16 protein-coding genes are annotated in these 19,125 nt (G+C 68.8%); 13 read left to right on the top strand and 3 right to left on the bottom strand.

What is annotated here, in order from left to right:
• Positions 1-4 precede the first annotated feature (4 nt).
• The 6 genes from IF54_RS0110540 to IF54_RS41025 all read left to right on the top strand — a co-directional run bounded on the left by IF54_RS0110540 (position 5) and on the right by IF54_RS41025 (position 8,523).
• Positions 5-946 carry an N-acetylneuraminate synthase family protein gene (locus tag IF54_RS0110540; RefSeq protein ID WP_020141223.1) on the top strand — a complete coding sequence of 314 codons (942 nt, stop codon included), beginning with the start codon at positions 5-7 and terminating at the stop codon, positions 944-946.
• Positions 947-1,050: 104 nt separating this feature from the next.
• Positions 1,051-2,124 carry a hypothetical protein gene (locus IF54_RS0110535; RefSeq protein ID WP_030316907.1) on the top strand — a complete coding sequence of 358 codons (1,074 nt, stop codon included), beginning with the start codon at positions 1,051-1,053 and terminating at the stop codon, positions 2,122-2,124.
• Positions 2,125-2,289: 165 nt separating this feature from the next.
• Entirely contained in the window at positions 2,290-2,640 is a 351-nt protein-coding gene (locus tag IF54_RS0110530; RefSeq protein ID WP_078851931.1) for an SseB family protein, read from the top strand.
• Positions 2,637-3,227, top strand: a complete 591-nt coding sequence (locus IF54_RS0110525) for a hypothetical protein (RefSeq protein WP_051735392.1) — start codon at positions 2,637-2,639, stop codon at positions 3,225-3,227. The genes IF54_RS0110530 and IF54_RS0110525 overlap by 4 nt, the downstream gene beginning before the upstream one ends.
• A complete protein-coding gene (locus tag IF54_RS0110520) occupies positions 3,227-7,990 on the top strand; it encodes a putative T7SS-secreted protein (protein WP_078851930.1) in 4,764 nt (1,587 codons plus the stop codon). Before IF54_RS0110525 ends, IF54_RS0110520 begins: the two co-directional genes overlap by 1 nt.
• A gap of 14 nt (positions 7,991-8,004) precedes the next feature.
• Complete coding sequence (locus IF54_RS41025) at positions 8,005-8,523, top strand: hypothetical protein (protein ID WP_234438958.1); 519 nt, start codon at positions 8,005-8,007, stop codon at positions 8,521-8,523.
• A gap of 300 nt (positions 8,524-8,823) precedes the next feature.
• Here IF54_RS41025 and IF54_RS0110510 read toward each other — a convergent pair whose 3' ends face one another.
• From IF54_RS0110510 to IF54_RS0110500, 3 genes are read right to left on the bottom strand one after another with little or no spacing between them, the layout of a single operon-like run.
• Positions 8,824-9,483: a class I SAM-dependent methyltransferase gene (locus IF54_RS0110510; protein WP_030316900.1), complete on the bottom strand. Its 660-nt coding sequence runs from the start codon at positions 9,481-9,483 to the stop codon at positions 8,824-8,826.
• A gap of 52 nt (positions 9,484-9,535) precedes the next feature.
• Positions 9,536-9,736 carry a DUF397 domain-containing protein gene (locus tag IF54_RS0110505; protein WP_030316899.1) on the bottom strand — a complete coding sequence of 67 codons (201 nt, stop codon included), beginning with the start codon at positions 9,734-9,736 and terminating at the stop codon, positions 9,536-9,538.
• Positions 9,737-9,744: 8 nt separating this feature from the next.
• The gene (locus IF54_RS0110500) at positions 9,745-10,596 is read right to left on the bottom strand and encodes a helix-turn-helix domain-containing protein (protein ID WP_030316898.1); all 852 of its coding nucleotides are present in this window, start codon (positions 10,594-10,596) and stop codon (positions 9,745-9,747) included.
• Between the two features lie 197 nt (positions 10,597-10,793).
• On the opposite strand from IF54_RS0110500, the gene IF54_RS0110495 reads away from it, so the two are divergent.
• The 7 genes from IF54_RS0110495 to IF54_RS0110465 all read left to right on the top strand — a co-directional run bounded on the left by IF54_RS0110495 (position 10,794) and on the right by IF54_RS0110465 (position 19,112).
• Complete coding sequence (locus tag IF54_RS0110495; protein ID WP_030316896.1) at positions 10,794-11,195, top strand: ATP-binding protein; 402 nt, start codon at positions 10,794-10,796, stop codon at positions 11,193-11,195.
• 715 nt (positions 11,196-11,910) lie between these two features.
• A complete protein-coding gene (locus tag IF54_RS0110490; RefSeq protein ID WP_030316893.1) occupies positions 11,911-13,131 on the top strand; it encodes a M20 family metallopeptidase in 1,221 nt (406 codons plus the stop codon).
• A 345-nt stretch (positions 13,132-13,476) separates the two neighbouring features.
• On the top strand, positions 13,477-14,535 hold the full coding sequence (locus tag IF54_RS0110485; protein WP_030316891.1) for a BMP family lipoprotein: 1,059 nt from the start codon (positions 13,477-13,479) through the stop codon (positions 14,533-14,535).
• 200 nt (positions 14,536-14,735) lie between these two features.
• A complete protein-coding gene (locus IF54_RS0110480; protein WP_107047819.1) occupies positions 14,736-16,307 on the top strand; it encodes an ABC transporter ATP-binding protein in 1,572 nt (523 codons plus the stop codon).
• Positions 16,304-17,431: an ABC transporter permease gene (locus tag IF54_RS0110475; RefSeq protein WP_030316887.1), complete on the top strand. Its 1,128-nt coding sequence runs from the start codon at positions 16,304-16,306 to the stop codon at positions 17,429-17,431. The genes IF54_RS0110480 and IF54_RS0110475 overlap by 4 nt, the downstream gene beginning before the upstream one ends.
• The gene (locus IF54_RS0110470) at positions 17,431-18,714 is read left to right on the top strand and encodes an ABC transporter permease (protein ID WP_030316885.1); all 1,284 of its coding nucleotides are present in this window, start codon (positions 17,431-17,433) and stop codon (positions 18,712-18,714) included. Before IF54_RS0110475 ends, IF54_RS0110470 begins: the two co-directional genes overlap by 1 nt.
• Positions 18,711-19,112: a cytidine deaminase gene (locus IF54_RS0110465; protein WP_030316883.1), complete on the top strand. Its 402-nt coding sequence runs from the start codon at positions 18,711-18,713 to the stop codon at positions 19,110-19,112. The genes IF54_RS0110470 and IF54_RS0110465 overlap by 4 nt, the downstream gene beginning before the upstream one ends.
• Positions 19,113-19,125 lie beyond the last annotated feature (13 nt).

Below are 19,125 nucleotides of genomic sequence, written 5' to 3'. Positions count from 1 at the left end.
CGCCATGTCTGTCAACTCCCGTCTGCGCACCTTCGGCACCGAGCGCATCGCAGGTCCCGGCCAGCCCGTCTACATCTGCGGCGAGATCGGCATCAACCACAACGGTGAGCTGGAGAACGCCTTCAAGCTCATCGACGTGGCCGCCGAGGCCGGCTGCGACGCCGTGAAGTTCCAGAAGCGCACCCCCGAGATCTGCACCCCGCGCGACCAGTGGGACATCGAGCGCGACACCCCCTGGGGCCGGATGACGTACATCGACTACCGCCACCGCGTGGAGTTCGGTGAGGACGAGTACCGCCAGATCGACGAGTACTGCAAGGAGAAGGGGATCGCCTGGTTCGCCTCCCCGTGGGACACCGAGGCCGTCGCCTTCCTGGAGAAGTTCGACGTCCCGGCCCACAAGGTGGCCTCCGCCTCCCTGACCGACGACGAGCTGCTCCGCGCCCTGCGCGCCACCGGCCGTACGATCATCCTCTCCTCCGGCATGTCGACGCCGAAGCAGATCCGCCACGCGGTCGAGGTCCTCGGCTCGGACAACATCCTTCTCTGCCACGCCACTTCGACCTACCCGGCCAAGGCCGAGGAGCTCAACCTGCGTGTGATCAACACGCTCCAGGAGGAGTACCCCAACGTCCCGATCGGCTACTCCGGCCACGAGACGGGCCTCCAGACCACCCTCGCCGCGGTCGCCCTCGGCGCGACCTTCGTCGAGCGCCACATCACCCTGGACCGCGCGATGTGGGGCTCCGACCAGGCCGCCTCGGTCGAGCCGCAGGGCCTTCAGCGCCTGGTGCGCGACATCCGCACCATCGAGGCCTCCCTGGGCGACGGCGTCAAGAAGGTCTACGACTCCGAGCTCGGCCCGATGAAGAAGCTGCGCCGCGTGTCGGGCGTCGTCGCCGAGGCGGAGATCGCCGCGGCGGCCGGCGAGCCGGTCTCGGTCTGATCCGCCAAGTGCCGGGTCCTCAGGTGTCGTTCGCCTGAGGACCCGGCGCCTCTCCTGCTTACGCGCCCCACATGAGCGCCTTACGACGGGACGGTCGTACGTCGATGAGCCCCCGCGCCGGGAACACCGGCCCCCGCACCCTCGCGTTCGTCGAGAGCCCGGTACAGCTCCTGAACGTGCTGGAGTGGGCGCACGCCCACGCGCCCGGCGCCGAGCTCACCCTCGTCGTGCTGTCCCCGATCGACCCCATGACCCGCGGCCAGCTGCGCCGCATGGCCGAACTCGCCCGCGAGGAGGCCCACGAGGTCCGCTGGGAAGAGGCGAGGGGCGGTCCCGGGGCCCCCTTCCAGACCATCGGCGGCCTGGCGGGCATGCTCCGCAGGGCCGACCGTGTCGTCCTGGGCGACCCGTTCTCCCGTTACGTACAACTCCTCCTGACCATCACCCGCGCCCCCGACCTGGTCGTCGTCGACGACGGCACGGCGACGATGGAGTTCGTCGCCCAACTGGCCCGCGGTGAACGCCTGGTGCGCTGGCACCGCAAGGGCGGCCGCCCGAGCCCCCGCGACCTGGCCTTCGCCCCGATCTCGGCGGCGGCCCGCAAGCGCCTGACGCCGGGGGAGGGCAGGGGAGTCGAGATCTTCTCCTCGATGCCGATGACGGAGACGCCGGCGGGAGTGACCGTGTCGGTCAACTCCTTCGCCTGGACCCGCGCCCGCTTCGGCCCGCCCCGCATCACCAAGGGCGCGGACATGGTGGGCACGTCACTCGTCGAGACGGGCGTCGTGGACGCCGACCGCTACCTGGAGGCGGTGACCGGCCTCGCCAAGACCCACGGCGCCACCCGGTACTTCGCCCACCGCCGCGAGGCGACCGACAAACTCCACCGGCTGGCCGTGGAGACGGGCCTGGAGATCGTCCGCCCCGACCTCCCCCTCGAACTGATCGCCCGCCGGGGCCCCATCGGCCGTACGATCCTCAGCTTCCCGTCCACGGTCGTCCACACTCTGCCCCTCGCCCTGGCCGGCACGGAGGTCCGCGTCTCGGTCTGCGACATCGACCCGGACTGGCTGACGGAGACGGCGTCCCCCCGGGCACAGGGATTCCTGTCGGGGGTCACGGGCTCGGCGAAGGACGTCCACCGGCTGTCGGCGGTGTCGGTGGCACCGGTCGTCTGAACCGGCACCGGTCGTCTGAACCGGCGCGGGTCGTTTAAACCGGCACCGGTCGTCTGAGCCGGCACCGGTTGTCTGAAACACCGAGGGCGGCTCTCAGTCGGATCGTCTAGCATCGTCGTTCGCTTGTGCGATCTTCGATGGAGGATGCGACGGGGGGTGGCTGGAGTGGACGAACCGCGGGAGGCCGTGGGGGAGTTCCGACGCAGGGAGCTCCTGGTGCCGGTGGCCGACGGCGCGCTGCTGTCGGCGGAGGTGGGCGGCATCCGCTGGCTGTTTGCGTTCACGGACGTCACCGCCCTGGAACGGTTCGCCGAGGCGAGAGGCGAGGATGTGCCCGCCTGGGTGCCGGTGTACGGCGCGCGTCTGCTGGACCAGGTGGTCCCGAGGGCGGGAGGCCCGTCGGGGATCGCGGTGGACGCGGGCAGCGAGGCGGGCTTCGTGCTGCCGCCGGTCACGGGGATCGTGCCGGACAGGGTGGCCGTGGACCGCGCTCCGGAAGGAGCCGGTGCGGCGTGAGCGACGGCTACCAGGTCGATCCGGAGGCGATGGAACGGATCACCCGTGGCATCAACCAGGCGATGGCGGAGCTGAAGGAGTTCGGCTTCGACCTCGAGGCGAATCTGGGCCGCGGCTTCGGCGACCTCTCGATGACGGGCCTGGAGGTCGGGGACGACGGCCTCCAGCAGGTCTTCGGGGACTTCTGCGACCGCTGGGGCTGGGGCGTGCGCTCCCTGATGCAGGACGCGAACGAGTTCGCGGGCCGCTTGGGCTTGTCGGCGGGGATCTACCACGAGCAGGAGCAGTACGTGTCGGACACGCTGAAGACGGTGTGGACGGCCGGCACGGGCAACCCGTATCTGACTCCCGACGAGGTGAAGGCACGTTCCTGGTCGGACACGCTGAAGGACAACCCCCTCTCCCAGGTGGCGAACGCGGACTACAGCGCGGAGTCGTTCACGTCCGGCCAGGACGAGGTCAAGGCGGCCTGGTCGCAGGCGGCGGAGGACGTGTCGACCTCGACGGTGACACCGGACGCGTTCCTCGATCCGCGGACGGACTGGCAGTGGGGCGGACCGCCCGACTCGGCCGAGGGTGAGGACTGATGGGCTTCGGTGACCTGGTCGACGACTTCGGCGACGGTCTGGAGAGCGCGGCCGAGGGCCTGAACAAGGGCGTCGGCGAGGCGGTCGACTGGGGCACGGGCAAGGCCGCCGGGCTGCTGTCGGACGTGGACGCGGACGGAGCGGCGGAAAAGGTCCGCGACTTCGGCGAGAGCGTCAACAACCGCCTGGGCGGCACGGTCGCGGAACGCGCCCTGGGCGAGACCGACGACCCGAGGGAACTGATCCACGGCAGCGCCGGGGCCCTCCGCGAACGGGCTGGTCACCTGCGGAAGTTCGCCGCGGCCTTCGAGAACGTCGGCCAGGGCATGCGCTCCCTCGACCCGGGCGAGTGGCGCGGCCGCGCGGCGGACGCGTTCCGCGCGAAGTTCGACGTCCAGCCGAAGCAGTGGCTTACGGCGGCGGACGCGTGTACGGCGGCGGCGGGGGCGTTGGAGTCGTATGCGGAGACGGTGACCTGGGCGCAGGGGCAGGCGCGGGCGGCGATCGAGACGTACCGCCAGGCGCAGGAGACCAGCCGCAAGGCACGGGAGGCGTACAACGCCAAGGCGAAGGCGTACACACAGGCGGCCGAGCAGTACAACGCGAAGGCGTCGGCGGGCCAGGACCCTGGGGCTAAGCCGACCGACCCGGGCGAGTACGTCGACCCGGGCACGGCGGGCCGCGAGGAGGCGCAGGAGATCCTTACCCGGGCCCGCGCCCAGCGCGCGGAGGCCGCCGACCAGGCCCGCCGCAAGGTGGCCGCGGCCCTGGAATCCGCCCCACCGAAGCCGGAGTTCACCGACCGCATGGGCGCGGACGCGGCGGACCTCTTCGTGGGCACCCAGCTCAACTCGGTCCACGTCCTGGGCGGTTTGCTGCGGGGCGGCACGGACGTCCTGAAGCTGGCCCGCACGGTGAACCCGCTGGACCCGTACAACCTCACCCACCCCGGCGAGTGGTCGAAGAACTCCTCGCTGCTGCTGGCGGGGCTGGTGGGCACGGCGGCCCACCCCGAGCGCCTGCCGATGTCGATCCTGGGGACGGGGTGGTCGAGCGACCCCGGGGACTCGGCGGGATACCTGCTGTCGAACCTGATCGGCGGGAAGGGCGCGGGCGGCCTGGGCCGGGCGGCTGCGCGGGATGCTCTGCGCGGGGTGGCCAAGGACGTGGCCATCGGAACGGCGCGCAACGGCACGCGCCGGGGCCTCATGGACGTCGCACGGGAACTCAAGTGCAAGATCTTCGGCAGCGACCCGATCGACATGGCCACCGGCCGCATGTCCCTGCCTCAGACGGACCTGTCGCTCCCCGCCCGTCTACCGCTGGTCTTCTCCCGCCAGTTCGAATCGTCGTACCGTGCGGGCCGCTGGTTCGGCCCGTGCTGGACGTCGACGGCAGACCAGCGCCTTGAGATCGACGCCGAGGGAGTCGTCTTCGTCCGCGAGGACGGCTCGTTGCTGGCGTACCCACACCCGGCGCCGGGAGTCCCGACCCTGCCCCTGGCGGGCGAGGGCCACCCCCTGACGGTCGACGAGTACGGCGACTACACCGTCACTGACCCTGTCACCGGCCGCGTCTGGGACTTCGCGGGTCCGGGCGGCGACGGCAACGGCATCGCCCTGCTCTCCCAGGTCATCGACCGTTCGGGCAGCCAGTGGCTGACCTTCGAGTACGACGGCGAGGGCACCCCGACGGGGATCGTGCACTCGGCGGGCCACCACGTGAGGATCACGACCGAGGGCGGCCGCATCACGTCCCTCCATTTGACCTCGTCCGAAGACATCGAGCTGGTCCGCTTCGGCTATGACGCCGGGGGCCACCTGTCGGCGGTGACGAAGTCCTCCGGCCTCCCCACCCGCTTCACCAACGACGCGAACGGCCGCATCACGGCCTGGACGGACACGAACAACTCCTCGTACCACTACGTCTACGACGACGAGGATCGCTGCGTCTCGCAGGGTGGCGAGGCGGGCCACCTGAGCTACACGTACACCTACGGCGACCCGGACCCGACGACCGGTCACCGGATCGTCACGGCAGTCAACTCCCTGGGCCACAGCACGCGTTACGAGATCAACAGGGACGTGCAGGTGGCCGCCGTGACAGCCCCGGACGGCTTTACGACCCGCACCACCCACGACCGCGCCCACCGCCCCCTCACGGTCACCGACCCGCTGGGCCGCACGGCGAGCTACGCGTACGACGAGGCGGGCCGCACGGTCCTGGCGATCCGCCCGGACGGCCGCTACACGAGCATCGCCTACGACGACCAGGGCCTGCCGATCACGGTGACCGGCGTGGACGGCACACGAGTGGAGCAGCAGTTCGACGAGTTCGGCAACCGCACGGCGGTGACGGACGCCTCGGGCACGACGACCCGCTTCACGTACGACGACCGGGGCCACCTGGCATCGGTCACCGACGCCCTCGGCCACGTGTCGCGTGTGCGCTGCGATGCGGCGGGCCTCCCCTTGGAGATCACCGACCCCCTGGGCGCCGTGACCCGCTACGCACGTGACGCCTTCGGCCGCCCGGTGCGGATCACGGACCCCACGGGTGCGGTGACGGCTCTGGAATGGACGGTGGAGGGCCGCCTGTCCCGCCGTACGGCCGCGGACGGCACTACGGAATCCTGGACGTACGACGGAGAGGGCAACTGCACAGCCCACACGGACGCCTCGGGCGCGGTCTCCCGTTACGAGTACACCCACTTCGACCTTCTCGCCGCCCGCACGGGCCCGGACGGCGTCCGCCACGAGTTCACCCACGACACGGAACTACGCCTCACACACGTGGTGAACCCGCAGGGCCTGACGTGGAGTTACACCTACGACGCGACGGGTCGCTTGATCTCGGAAACGGACTTCGACGACCGCACGCTGACGTACACCCATGACGCGGCAGGCCAACTGACCTCCAGCACCACGGCATCCGGCGACTCGATCCACTTCACGCGGGACGTCCTCGGCCAGGTGCTCCGCAAGGACGCGGCCGGAGCGGTCACGACGTACACGTACGACCTGACGGGCGCCCTGACCGAGGCGACCGGCCCGGACGCGACGCTGACCCTTCACCGGGACGAAGCGGGCCGCGTCCTGGCGGAATCTGTCAACGGTCGTGTGATCACCTACGCCTACGACGCCCTGGGGCGGCGCATCGGCCGACGCACTCCGACGGGTGCGACCACCGCCTGGTCGTACGACGCGTCGGGCAACCGCACCGACATGGTGGTGTCGGGCCGCACCCTCACTTTCACGCACGACGAGGCGGGCCGCGAACTGACCCGCCACATAGGCGAGTCGGTGACCCTGACCCAGTCCTTCGACCCATTGGGCCGCCTGACGAAACAGGACCTGGTGGGGCAGGCCGGCACCCGCCTCCAGCACCGCACGTACACGTACCGCCCCGACGGCAACCTCACGGCCATCGACGACGACCTGAACGGTCGGCGCAACTTCGACCTGGACGCGGTGGGCCGGGTGACGGCGGTCCATGCGACGAACTGGACGGAGAGGTACGCGTACGACGAGGCGGGCAACCAGACTTCCGCCTCCTGGCCCGCCGACCACCCAAGCAGCGAATCGACCGGCACCCGGGAGTACGTAGGCACCCGCATCACCCGAGCCGGCTCCGTACGCTACGAACACGACGAGGCGGGCCGCGTCACCCTCCGCCAGAAGACCCGCATCTCGCGCAAGCCGGACACGTGGCGCTACGAGTGGGACGCGGAGGACCGTCTGACGTCGGTGACGACTCCGGACGGCACGCGCTGGCGCTACCGCTACGACCCACTGGGCCGCCGCATCGCGAAGCAGCGCCTGGCCCCGGACGGTGAATCGGTCCAGGAACAGGTGGACTTCACGTGGGACGGCACGACTCTCTGCGAACAGACGACGAGGTCCCCGTCCACGCCTCACCCCGTCACCCTGACTTGGGACCACCAGGGCCTGCACCCCCTGTCCCAGACGGAACGCATCACGACCGCCGAGACCCCACAACACGAGATCGACTCCCGCTTCTTCGCCATCGTCACGGACTTGGTCGGCACCCCGACGGAACTCGTCGACGAACAGGGCGAGATCGCCTGGCGCAGGAGAAGCACCCTGTGGGGCACGACCGCCTGGGCCACGGACAGCACGGCCTACACCCCGCTGCGTTTCCCAGGCCAGTACTTCGACCCCGAAACGGGGCTGCACTACAACTATTTCCGCCATTACGACCCCGAGACGGCCCGCTACTTCACCCCGGACCCGCTCGGTCTTATCCCCGCTGACAACCCAGCCACATACGTCCCCAACCCTTTCGGATGGGTGGATCCCCTTGGGCTGGCGGCCTGTCAGCGGCTGCCCGAGGGCCACACCTCACAACCAGCTTTCAAGAACGACCCGTACAACCCTGATGTCGTCGGCCAGCGTGCCAATGGCAAACGGCAAGAATACGGGATCACGGAACCCTATCCGGATCCGGTTCCGGCCCCGAACGCCAGCGGAATGATCGGCGCCAACGGCACTCAGGTGACCAGTAAGACGATGTGGAACCACGGTCAGTACCGCATCGATGTCGAGAACCCGAATCCCGGTCAGCGCGCTGGACAGATGCACTTCCAGGATCAGGCCAACCTCGCTGCGAAGTACCAGTATAATTTCGAGACCGGTAAGTTCGACGGGCTTCCGCGTTCGATAGAAAAAGAAGTCGGAAAAATTCCCGGATTTAAGGCCGGTATCGACAAGGGGCTGCGCATGCTGGGAGAGACGCGTCCGTGAGAGTAAATGCCAAAATGGCCGACCTGCTTGCAGGTTTCGAAGTGGATGTGCGAGAGGAGCATGTGCCGGACCAGTTCCGTGCCGTGGTGCAGCGTGGCTGGATCGAGCAAGATGGAGCGCAACTTCTGGCTGCCCTTTACTCGAACTACTCGGGTGCCGCGCAATCCGGATTCGAGGACGTAGTTCAATACGAGGCCACGGTGAACGGGCGCGGAATGATGGACTACGACCTCCCGTCCTCGGGTCCCGAGAGGTCCGGGCCGCTCCTAAATCGCACCTTTTCCTATGCCTGCACGGCTTTGCTGGCAGTACCGGCAGGCTGGCCTTGGCCGATTCTGGCATATGTCTCCCTGTCCGAGGGAGGTCTCGATGATGATCTGCTCACTGCTCATGTCACGTTCTGTTCGCGACGTCCTGGGCTTCCGCCCTTCGTGCAGGAAATAGAATCCTATACGCATGAAGCGCTGATGGAGATTTCCCGGGATGACGCGAAGGTCAAGCTCGCTCGGACTTTGCCGTCCAACGGGTGCTGAGCATGCTCGGCAGAAGGCGGGTGTGCTGGTGCATCGGTCGCGTGATGAATTGGTTCGCATAGTTCAGCACCTCATCGACGCGGACCTTCCCGAAGGGGAGGAAGACCGAGTCGTAGAGGAGTTGAAGTCGAGCGTCCTGTACCCGCGAGTGACAGACGTGATCTTCTACAACACCCCCGAACTGACAGCCGAAGAGGCGGTCGACAAGGCTCTCGCCTATCGTCCGATCGAGCTGTAGCCGCAAGTCAGCCGGCCGATATGGCAGCGGGGGCGTCGCCTTCCGGAGAGGTCGGAGCCGTCCTACGCCGCTTTCCTCGCCACCAGATACGCCCGGGACAGCTTCTCCTCGCCAAGGGGCTCCCTGAGCACGCGGAGGATCACCTCAAGGCCTGCCTTGGCGAGGAGCTCGGTCACCGCCTCCGGCGTGCGCAGCCAGTAGTCCAGGGAGATCTTGTGGCCGAAGCGTTCGTCGAGGTGCATGTGGGTGCCGCCGGGCTCGTACTGGAAGCCGATCAGGGCGTGGGCGCCAGGGGCGAGGACGCGGTGGAACTCCGCGAAGGCCGTCGGGAGGTGGTCGTCCGGGACGTGGATGATCGAGTAGAGGGCCGTGATGCCGCCGAGCGTCTCCGCCGGCAGGTCCAGCGATGTCATCGAGCCCACGTGGAAGCGGAGGTCCGGGTGGGCTCGGCGGGCCAGTTCCACCATCCTCGGGGAGACGTCCACGCCGAAGACCGGGACACCGAGGTCGTGGAGCGCCGCGGTCACGTGTCCCGGGCCGCTGCCGACGTCGGCCACCGGGCCCTTCCCCTGCTCCTTCACCAACTCCGCGAAGCCGGTGATCTGCGCTCTGTCCAGCGTGGGGATACCGGCCCAGTCGGAGAACTGCGCCGTGTAGGGCTCGGCAATCGTGTCGTACGCGGTGCGGGTGGCCCGTATGAAGTCGGGGGTCTCGGCGGTCACGGGCCGACCCTAGCGGGGCGTCTCGGAGCGGCGGGTGGAGTTTCCCCGACGGTCATCGGGGGGTCGGGTGCGGGGACTTCAGGGCGTCGAGGAAGGCGGTGAAGGTCCCGGCCGGGAAGGTGAGGGTGGCCCTGGTGGGGGCCTTGGAGTCACGTACGGCTATGTGGGAGCGCAGGTCGGCTATCTCCACGCAGTCGTTGCCCTCGCCTCCGCCGGAGAAGGACGACTTCTTCCACTGGGCGGGGGCGGTCATGGTGGTCCTCACAGTTCCTTGGCCAGCTGGTGGATGAGGTCACGCGACTGTTCCGGAGTCAGCGCCCCCTCCTTCACCCTACGGAAGAGCTTTCGAAAGTGTTCCAGTTGGGCCTCGGAGTCCAGGAACGCCGTTCCGTGTGGGGCATCTCGGATCACGGTGTCCAGGCGGGGAACCGCCCCGCCCAGGTGCACCATGGCGCTTCCGGCGCCCGCGAAGTCGTCCACAGCGAAGGGGATGACCCGAACGGTGACATGCCCGGCCTCGGACATCTCCAGGATGCGAGTCAACTGGGTTCGCATCGGGGCGCGTCCGGCTACGTTGATGCGCAGGGCAGCCTCATGGATCACGGTCTCGTAAGGCATCCGAGCAGGGCCTTCGATCACGACCTTCCGCTTCATCCGGTGCTCCACCCGCAACTCCACCTCGCTCGCCGGGAATTCCGGGTTCATGTAGGCGAAAAGGGCTCGGGCGTAGTCCTCTGTCTGGAAGAGCCCTGGCACATGGATGACGGCCACGTCGTGGCGGAACGTGGCGTGGTGATCCAGTTCGGCCAGGTCCAGGTAGGCAGCGGGGAGGGTCCCTCGGTACGTCTCCCACCAGCCCTGGGTGCGGTCATTGGCCATGGTCACGAGGGCTTCGATCAACTCGGTATCAGAGCAGGTGTAGTTGGCCGCGATCCGACGCAGACGCTTCTCGCTCACGCCGGCCACGCCGTACTCGATTTGGCTGATCTGCGCAGTACTCACTCCGAGCAGGTTGGCGGCCTGCCGGTTTGTCAGCCCTGCCGCTTCGCGGAGCCTGCGCAGCTCGGCAGCCAGGCGCAACTGACGTGCGGTCGGGTCGCGCCTGAGCGCCATCGCGTGCTCCTTCCAACGCGCCGGAAGGCGCGGCTCGTTCGGAGTCAGATTACGGGATCGGCTTGCGGAACCTAAACGTTAATCCCTACTGTCAGTGATGTGATGCACACTCTGCGGAAGTGCACCGATCCGTCCTGCCGTGACGGTTGCGGCGATGCCACCGCCCCAAAATCCCACCACCGGACTGGAGTTGGCCCATGCCCGAGAACGATCCCTGGGAGTACACGCTGTACATCCCCAACGACCTCCGAGCAGTCACCGTCGCCCGCAGAACCCTCCGTCTCGTCCTGACGATGCACGGCCTGATCCGCCTCGTGGACACCGCGGAGCTCCTCGGCGCGGAGTTGGTCTCGAACGCCGTACGGCATACGAAGGGTCCGGCCGCGCTGCGGGTGCGGTGGTCGGCGGGGGTGTTGCGGATCGGGGCGTGGGACGCGGACCCCGAACCTCCGCCGCCGCCGGGTGAGTTGAAGGTGCTGGGGGAGGAGGGGAGGGGGTTGGCCTTGGTCGCGGCCTGTGCGGATCTGTGGGGGTGGCAGCCGTTGGCGAGGCACGGCAACCGGGGCAAGTACGTGTGGTGCGAGCTGTCCGCGGCCTAGACGTGGCCGTCGGACCGCCCGCTTCCTCGGCAGTGTCGTGCCTCCGTGAGCCGAGTAAAGGGCGCTCGCGCGTCGCCTTCGGCGATGGCCCTGCGGGCCACCCTTGACTCGGCTCACTCCAGCACGGGGGAGAAGCGAGCGGGCGGCCGGGAGGGGCGGGGGTCCGGGCGGGTTGTCGCTCGGGGTGTGGAGGCGCGGGCCGGGGTGCAGGGTGCGCGGTCGCTTGTCGCGTCTATGGCTGCCGGGTTGGTGGCGAGCGGGTCGTGGCGGTCTGGGGTAGAGGGACTGTGAGGCAGATGTCCCGTGGAGGATGGAGCGAGCAGGCTCAGCCGGGCAGGTGAATCAGTTCGAGCGGTCAGGGCCGGGCTGGGCGCCGCCCGAAGTGACGTAGTCCATAAGTGGCGGCCGTCGGTGCGCGGGCCCCAGACTTACCCCGCCCCTCACCTGCGACATCGCCCCCCACATCCGGTCGTGACCGTTCCGGCACGCCGTCTCCGCCTCGCCCCCACTCCGTTCCGATCCCGTTTCGACAGATGAACAGGACCACCGGGGGTATGCGCAGCGTGGTATGTGTGGGAAAAGAGGTTCCTACCCACCTCGAAATGTATCCATGCGTCGTGCGGCCGAATTTTCTTCCCGGTGAGGGTTGAAGTTTTGTTGATCTCGGGTCGGTCGGTCGCCCCGGCGTCCTACCCTTTAGAGGGTGAAGCAACTGATGTCACTGGAGTCCGAGGTCGATCTGCCCGGGGAAGCCGTGCTTCCCGGCGTGCTGAGTGACGCGCTGCACGCCGAACTCGTCCACTTCCGTCGTGACCTGCACATGCACCCGGAGCTCGGCAACCAGGAGTTCCGCACCACCGCGGCGATCAAGGAGCGGCTGGAGCGGGCCCGGCTGAAGCCCCGCGTGCTCGCCATGGGGACCGGACTCGTCTGTGACATCGGCGAGTGGGACGGGCAGCGGCCCATGCTCGCGCTGCGTGCCGACATCGACGGCCTGCCGATCCCGGACACAAAGACCGAGTGCTCGTACCGGTCGACGGTGCCGGACCGCGCGCACGCCTGTGGGCATGACGTTCATACGACCGTCGTGCTGGGCGCCGGTCTCGTCCTCGCCGAGCTGGACAAGAAGGGGCTGCTGCCCCGGCCCGTACGGCTGCTCTTCCAGCCCGCCGAGGAAGTGCTGCCCGGCGGCGCCGCCGACGCCATCGACTGCGGGGTGCTGGAAGGCGTCGGGAAGATCATCGCCGTGCACTGCGACCCCCGCGTCGACGCCGGGAAGATCGGGCTGCGGACCGGTGCCATCACCTCCGCCTGCGACCGGCTGGAGATCGCGCTGAACGGCCCCGGTGGGCACACCGCCCGGCCGCACCTCACCACCGACCTCGTCACCGCCGCCGCCCGCGTCGTCACCGACGTGCCCGCGATCGTCGGCCGGCGCGTCGACACCCGGGCCGGGCTCGCCGTGACCTGGGGGCGGATCGAGTCCGGGCACGCCCCGAACGTCATCCCGCAGCACGCCGAGCTCTCCGGGACCGTGCGCTGCCTGGACCTGGACACCTGGCGGCAGGCCCCGGACGTCGTCGTGGCCGCGATCGACGAGGTCGCCAATCTGCACGGGGCCAAGTCCGAGATCAACTACGTGCGCGGTGTTCCGCCCGTCGTCAACGACGCCGAGGTGACCGGGCTGATCCGTGCGGCCATGACCGCCCGGTGCGGAGCCGACTCCGTCGAGAGCACCGAGCAGAGCCTGGGCGGCGAGGACTTCTCCTGGTACCTCCAGCAGGTGCCGGGCGCCATGGCCCGCCTCGGCGTGCGGACACCGGGGGAGCGGACCGTGCGCGACCTCCACCAGGGCGACTTCGACGCCGACGAGTCCGCGATCACCGTGGGCGTGGAAATGTTCACGGCGGCGGCCCTGCTCGACGCCGCGAGCTGACCCGGCCCACTGGCCGGGCAACGGCCCGCCCTGCTCGACGCCGCCCTCTGATCCCGCTGCCACGAAGACGAACGGCCCCCTCGGGGGCCGTTCCGCCGCCCGGCGCAACATGCTCGTAAGCCAATCGTGCACTCTTCGCAATCCAGGTGTGCGAAGGCCGAAGACCCTCAGTTCAGACCCTGTTTGCCTCGAATCGATAACGGCTTCGGAAGAGGTCTGTTTCCGACATCTACGCGCGTTACGATGCCGCGAAGCCGACGCCGCAGGGGCGTCCAGGCCCGAGCACTGGCATGGTGCTCACATGAAGCGCCGACAAGGCGCTCAGGTCAGGTGAAGGAGCCTCCCGTGCGCCGGGTAGCCAAGCTTTCCGCTGCGTGTATCGCGACCGCAGCTCTCGCACTGACTGCCACCGCGTGTGGCAGCACCTCCTCCGAGAACGACAGCTCGTCCTCCTCGTCGTCTGGCGGCGGCAAGGGCGGCATCAAGATCGGTCTCGCCTACGACGTCGGCGGTCGTGGTGACCGCTCCTTCAACGACTCCGCCGCGCGCGGTGCCGACAAGGCCGCGAAGGAGTTCGGCGGCTCCCTCAAGGAGCTGACCGCCAAGAGCTCCGACACGGAGGCCGACCGGGAGCAGCGCCTGACCGACCTCGCGGACGCGGGCTACAACCCGATCGTCGCCGTCGGCTTCTCCTACGCCACCTCGGTCGACAAGGTCGCCGCCAAGTACCCGAAGGTCAACTTCGGCCTCATCGACGCGGTCGCGAAGGCCAAGAACGTCGACAGCATCACCTTCACCGAGGAGCAGGGTTCCTACCTGGCCGGTGTCGCCGCGGCGCTGAAGACCAAGAAGGACCACGTCGGCTTCATCGGCGGCGTGGACACCCCGCTGATCAAGAAGTTCGAGGCGGGCTACGCCCAGGGCGTCAAGGACACCAACCCCAAGGTCAAGGTCGACGTCCAGTACCTGACCCACGGCTCGGACTTCTCCGGCTTCGCCGACCCCGCCAAGGGCAAGGAGGCCGCGTCCGGCATGCTGGACAATGGCGTCGACGTGATCTACGCCGCGGCCGGCTCCTCCGGCAACGGCTCGATCGAGGCCGTCTCCGGCGTCAAGGGCGCCTGGGCCATCGGCGTGGACTCGGACCAGTACAACATCCCGGGTCTGAGCAAGTTCAAGAACTCGATCCTGACCTCGATGGTCAAGAACGTCGACGTCGGCGTCTACGACTTCATCAAGTCCGTCCACGAGGGCAAGCCGCTGACCGGCAACCAGATCTACTCCCTCGCCAAGGGCGGTGTCAGCCTCTCCACCAGCGGTGGCTTCATCGACGACATCCAGCCCAAGCTGGACGCCGCGAAGAAGAAGATCGTCGACGGCACCATCACGGTCAAGACCAGCTGACCTGACGGTTCCCGCCGGAACCCGGGCTCGGCGAGGGGGCCTCGACAGACCCCCTCGTCGAGCCATAACAATGTGTCAACTCTACGCGTGTAGCGCGGAGTTGCCGCGCTAGCGTCGCCGACGCCTGCCCTCCCCTACGCAGCCCCTTTCCCCGAGGAGAGTGCGCCATCAACGCGTCCAGCCCTCCCGCTGCCGTCGAACTGCGCGGCATCACCAAGCGATTCCCAGGCGTCGTCGCCAACAAGGACATCGACATCACCGTCCGCACGGGCACCGTGCACGCCCTGTGCGGTGAGAACGGTGCCGGCAAGTCCACCCTGATGAAGATCCTCTACGGCATGCAGCAGCCGGACGAGGGCACCATCACGGTCAACGGCGAGACGGTCACCTTCCACACCCCCGCCGACGCCATCGGCCGCGGCATCGGCATGGTGCACCAGCACTTCATGCTCGCCGACAACCTCACCGTCCTGGAGAACGTCGTCCTGGGGGCGGAGAAGCTCTTCGGCATCGGCGCCAAGGCCCGCGCGAAGATCCGCGAGATCTCCGACGCGTACAGCCTGAACGTCCGCCCCGACGTCCTCCTGGAGGAGCTCGGCGTCGCCGACCGCCAGCGCGTGGAGATCCTCAAGGTCCTCTACCGCGGCGCCAAGACCCTCATCCTCGACGAGCCCACCGCCGTCCTCGTGCCCCAGGAGGTCGACGCCCTCTTCGACAACCTGCGCGAGCTCAAGGCCGAGGGCCTCACCGTCATCTTCATCTCGCACAAGCTCGGCGAGGTCCTGTCGGTGGCCGACGAGATCACCGTCATCCGCCGCGGCACCACCGTCGGCACCGTCGAGCCCGCCGGCACCACCTCCAAGCAGCTCGCCGAGCTGATGGTCGGCAGCGAACTGCCCACCCCGGAGACCGAGGAGTCCACGGTCACCGACGTGGCGCTGCTCGAGCTGGACGGCCTTCGCCTGGCCCAGACCGACCTCGACGGCGTCGAGCGGATCATCCTCGACGACATCTCCTTCACCATCCACAAGGGCGAGGTCCTCGGGATCGCCGGCGTGGAGGGCAACGGCCAGTCCGAGCTGGTCGAGGCCATCATGGGCATCCGCACCCCGGACGCGGGCACCGTCACCCTCGACGGCACCGACATCTCCCACACCCCCACCCGCCAGCGCCGCGAGGCCGGCGTCGGTTACATCCCCGAGGACCGCCACCGCCACGGCCTGCTCCTCGAGGCCCCCCTGTGGGAGAACCGCATCCTCGGCCATGTCACCGAGAAGCCCAACTCCCGCGGCCAGCTCCTCGACATCAAGGGCGCCCGCACCGACACCGAGCGCATCATCCAGGCGTACGACGTCCGCACCCCCGGCATCGACGTCACCGCCGCCTCCCTGTCCGGCGGCAACCAGCAGAAGCTGATCGTCGGCCGCGAGATGAGCCACGCGCCCAAGCTGCTCATCGCCGCCCACCCCACCCGCGGTGTGGACGTCGGCGCGCAGGCCGCGATCTGGGACCACATCCGCGAGGCCCGCCGCGAGGGCCTGGCCGTGCTGCTGATCTCCGCCGACCTGGACGAGCTCATCGGGCTGTCCGACACCCTGCGGGTGATGTACCGCGGCCGACTGGTCGCCGACGCCGACCCCGCCACCATCACCCCCGAGGAGCTGGGCTCCGCCATGACCGGCGCGGCCAGCGGCCACCTGGAGCACGAAGAGGGCTCCACGGGCGGCTCCGCAGCGGTCTCCGCCGAGGACGACGAGGACGACGCCCGATGAACAAGCTGACCCAACGCATCGACAAGGAGCGGCTGCTCCTCGGCATCGCGGCCCCGCTGCTCGCGGTCGTCGCCGCGCTCGTCGTCACCACCCTGGTGATCCTCGCCACCGGCAAGAACCCGTTCGACGCCTTCAGCGACATGGTGACCTACGGCACCGCCAGCGACAGCCAGGTCTACATCCTCAACAAGGCGACGACGTACTACCTGGCGGGTGTCTCGGTGGCCATCGGCTTCCGGATGAACCTGTTCAACATCGGCGTCGACGGCCAGTACCGCATCGCTGCGTTCTTCGCCGCCGTCCTCGGTGGCGCGCTGACCACGCCGGGCTGGATCTCCATCCCGCTGATCATCCTGTGCGCCATGGCCACCGGTGCCCTGTGGGCGGCCATCGCGGGCGTCCTCAAGGTGACCCGCGGGGTCAGCGAGGTCATCTCCACGATCATGCTGAACTCGATCGCCACCGCGATCATCGCCTACCTCCTCCAGCCCGGAAAGCTCGCCGAGCTCCAGGCCGGCGGCACCGTCGTCTCCACCAAGCCGCTGCCGGAGTCGTCGTACTTCTTCCAGATCGACACCGGCGCCGCGGGCGAGCTGTGGGGCTTCATCGTGATCGCCGTGATCGTCGGGATCGCGTACTGGTTCGTGCTCGGCCGCACCCGCTTCGGCTTCGACCTGCGCACGGTCGGCCAGTCCGAGTCCGCCGCCTCCGCGAGCGGTGTCTCGGTGAAGAAGATGATCGCCACCAGCATGGTGATCTCGGGCGCGGTGGCCGGCCTGATCGGTATGCCGACCCTGCTCAACGACAGCCACCAGTTCAGCAACGACTTCCCCGTCGGCATCGGCTTCACCGGTATCGCCATCGCCCTGCTCGGCCGCAACAACCCGGTCGGCATCGCGCTCGGCGCCCTGCTCTGGGGCTTCCTGGAGCGCACCACCAACCACCTGGAGTTCGAGGGCTACGACAAGGAGATCCTCGGCGTGATCCAGGGCGTCATCGTCCTGTGCGTCGTCATCGCCTACGAGGTCGTACGACGCTACGGACTCAAGCGTCAGCAGCAGCGGGTCGGCGCCGAGCTCGCCGCCCAGGCCGCCACCCCGACCCAGAAGCAGGAGGTGGCGTGATGACTGCCACGATGACCGAGACGCCGCCCCCCGCGGCTCCCAAGGCGGACTCCGCCACCCGGTCGGGCCGCTCGTTCGGCCAGATCCTGATGATCGTCGCCGGTGCGCTGCTGCTGGTCGCCGCGGTCCGCGTCATCTCCGGCTCCGACCAGCTCACCTCCGAGGGCCAGGTCTCCGCCGCCCTCAGCCTCGCCGTGCCGATCGGCCTCGCCGGTCTGGCCGGTCTGTGGTCCGAGCGCTCCGGCGTGGTCAACATCGGACTCGAAGGCATGATGATCCTCGGCACCTTCGGCGCCGGCTGGATCGGCTGGCAGTCCAGCCCCTGGCTCGGCCTGCTGTGCGGTGTCGGCTTCGGCGTCATCGGCGGTCTGCTGCACGCGGTCGCGACCGTCACCTTCGGCGTCGACCACATCGTCTCCGGTGTCGCGATCAACCTCCTCGCGCTCGGTACCACGCAGTACCTCGCCAAGCTGTTCTTCGTGGACGGCAAGGCCGCCGCGGAGGGCGGCAACCCCAAGCAGTCCCCGCCCGTCGACTCGCTGCCCAACTTCGACGTGCCGGGTCTGTCCAGCGGACTGCACTCCATCGAGAACCACCACTGGTTCCTGATCTCCGACATCGCCGGCATCCTCGGCGGCCTGGTCACCGACCTGTCCGTGGTGACGGTCATCGCGGTCCTGCTGTTCGTCGGCAGCTGGTGGCTGCTCTGGCGCACCCCGTTCGGCCTGCGCCTGCGCTCCTGCGGCGAGAACCCGATCGCCGCGGAGTCCCTCGGCGTCAACGTCTACAAGTACAAGTACATGGCCGTGGCCGTCTCCGGCGGCCTCGCCGGCCTCGGTGGCGCCTTCCTGGCCCTGGTCACCTCGCACACCTACCTCGAAGGCCAGACCGGCGGCCGCGGTTACATCGGTCTCGCCGCCATGATCTTCGGCAACTGGCGGCCCGGCGGCCTCGCCATGGGCGCCGGCCTCTTCGGCTACTCCGACGCCCTCCAGCTGCGCAACGGCGGCGAGACCGTCCACGCGCTGCTGCTCCTGCTGTTCGTGCTGCTCCTGGCGATGGCCGGCTGGAAGCTGTACAAGAAGGCGCACTGGCAGGGCGGCATCAGCCTCCTGGTCGCCGCGGGCGTCCTGGTCTGGTACCTGGTCACCGACGAGGTCCCGAGCGACTTCGTGGGCGCCACCCCGTACGTCGTCACCCTGCTGGTGCTGTCGCTGTCCGCGCAGCGCCTGCGGATGCCCAAGGCGGACGGCATGCGCTACCGGAAGGGCCAGGGCAAGTGACATCCCCCGCCGTCGTCGACTGGGGCGCGCTCAGGGAAGCGGCCCAGGACGCCATGTCCCGGGCCTACGCCCCCTACTCCGGCTACCCGGTCGGCGTCGCCGCCCTGGTCGACGACGGCCGCACCATCACCGGCTGCAACGTCGAGAACGCCTCCTACGGCCTCGGCCTGTGCGCCGAGTGCGGACTGGTCTCGGAGCTGCACAACACAGGGGGCGGCCGGCTCACGCACTTCACCTGCGTGGACGGCAACGGAGCGGTGCTCGTCCCGTGCGGCCGCTGCCGCCAGCTGCTCTACGAGTTCGGCGGCCCCGATCTCCTCCTGGAGACCCCGGAGGGGATCCTGCCGCTGTCGGAGATGCTCCCGCAGGCCTTCGGGCCGGAGCACCTCACCAAGTAATTCCCGGAAGGAA

Source organism: Streptomyces sp. NRRL B-3229 (genome assembly GCF_000719505.1).
GTDB lineage: Bacteria > Actinomycetota > Actinomycetes > Streptomycetales > Streptomycetaceae > Streptomyces > Streptomyces griseorubiginosus.
The sequence above is the reverse complement of the archived record's forward strand: the minus strand, read 5'-3'. Positions and strand labels throughout refer to the sequence as shown.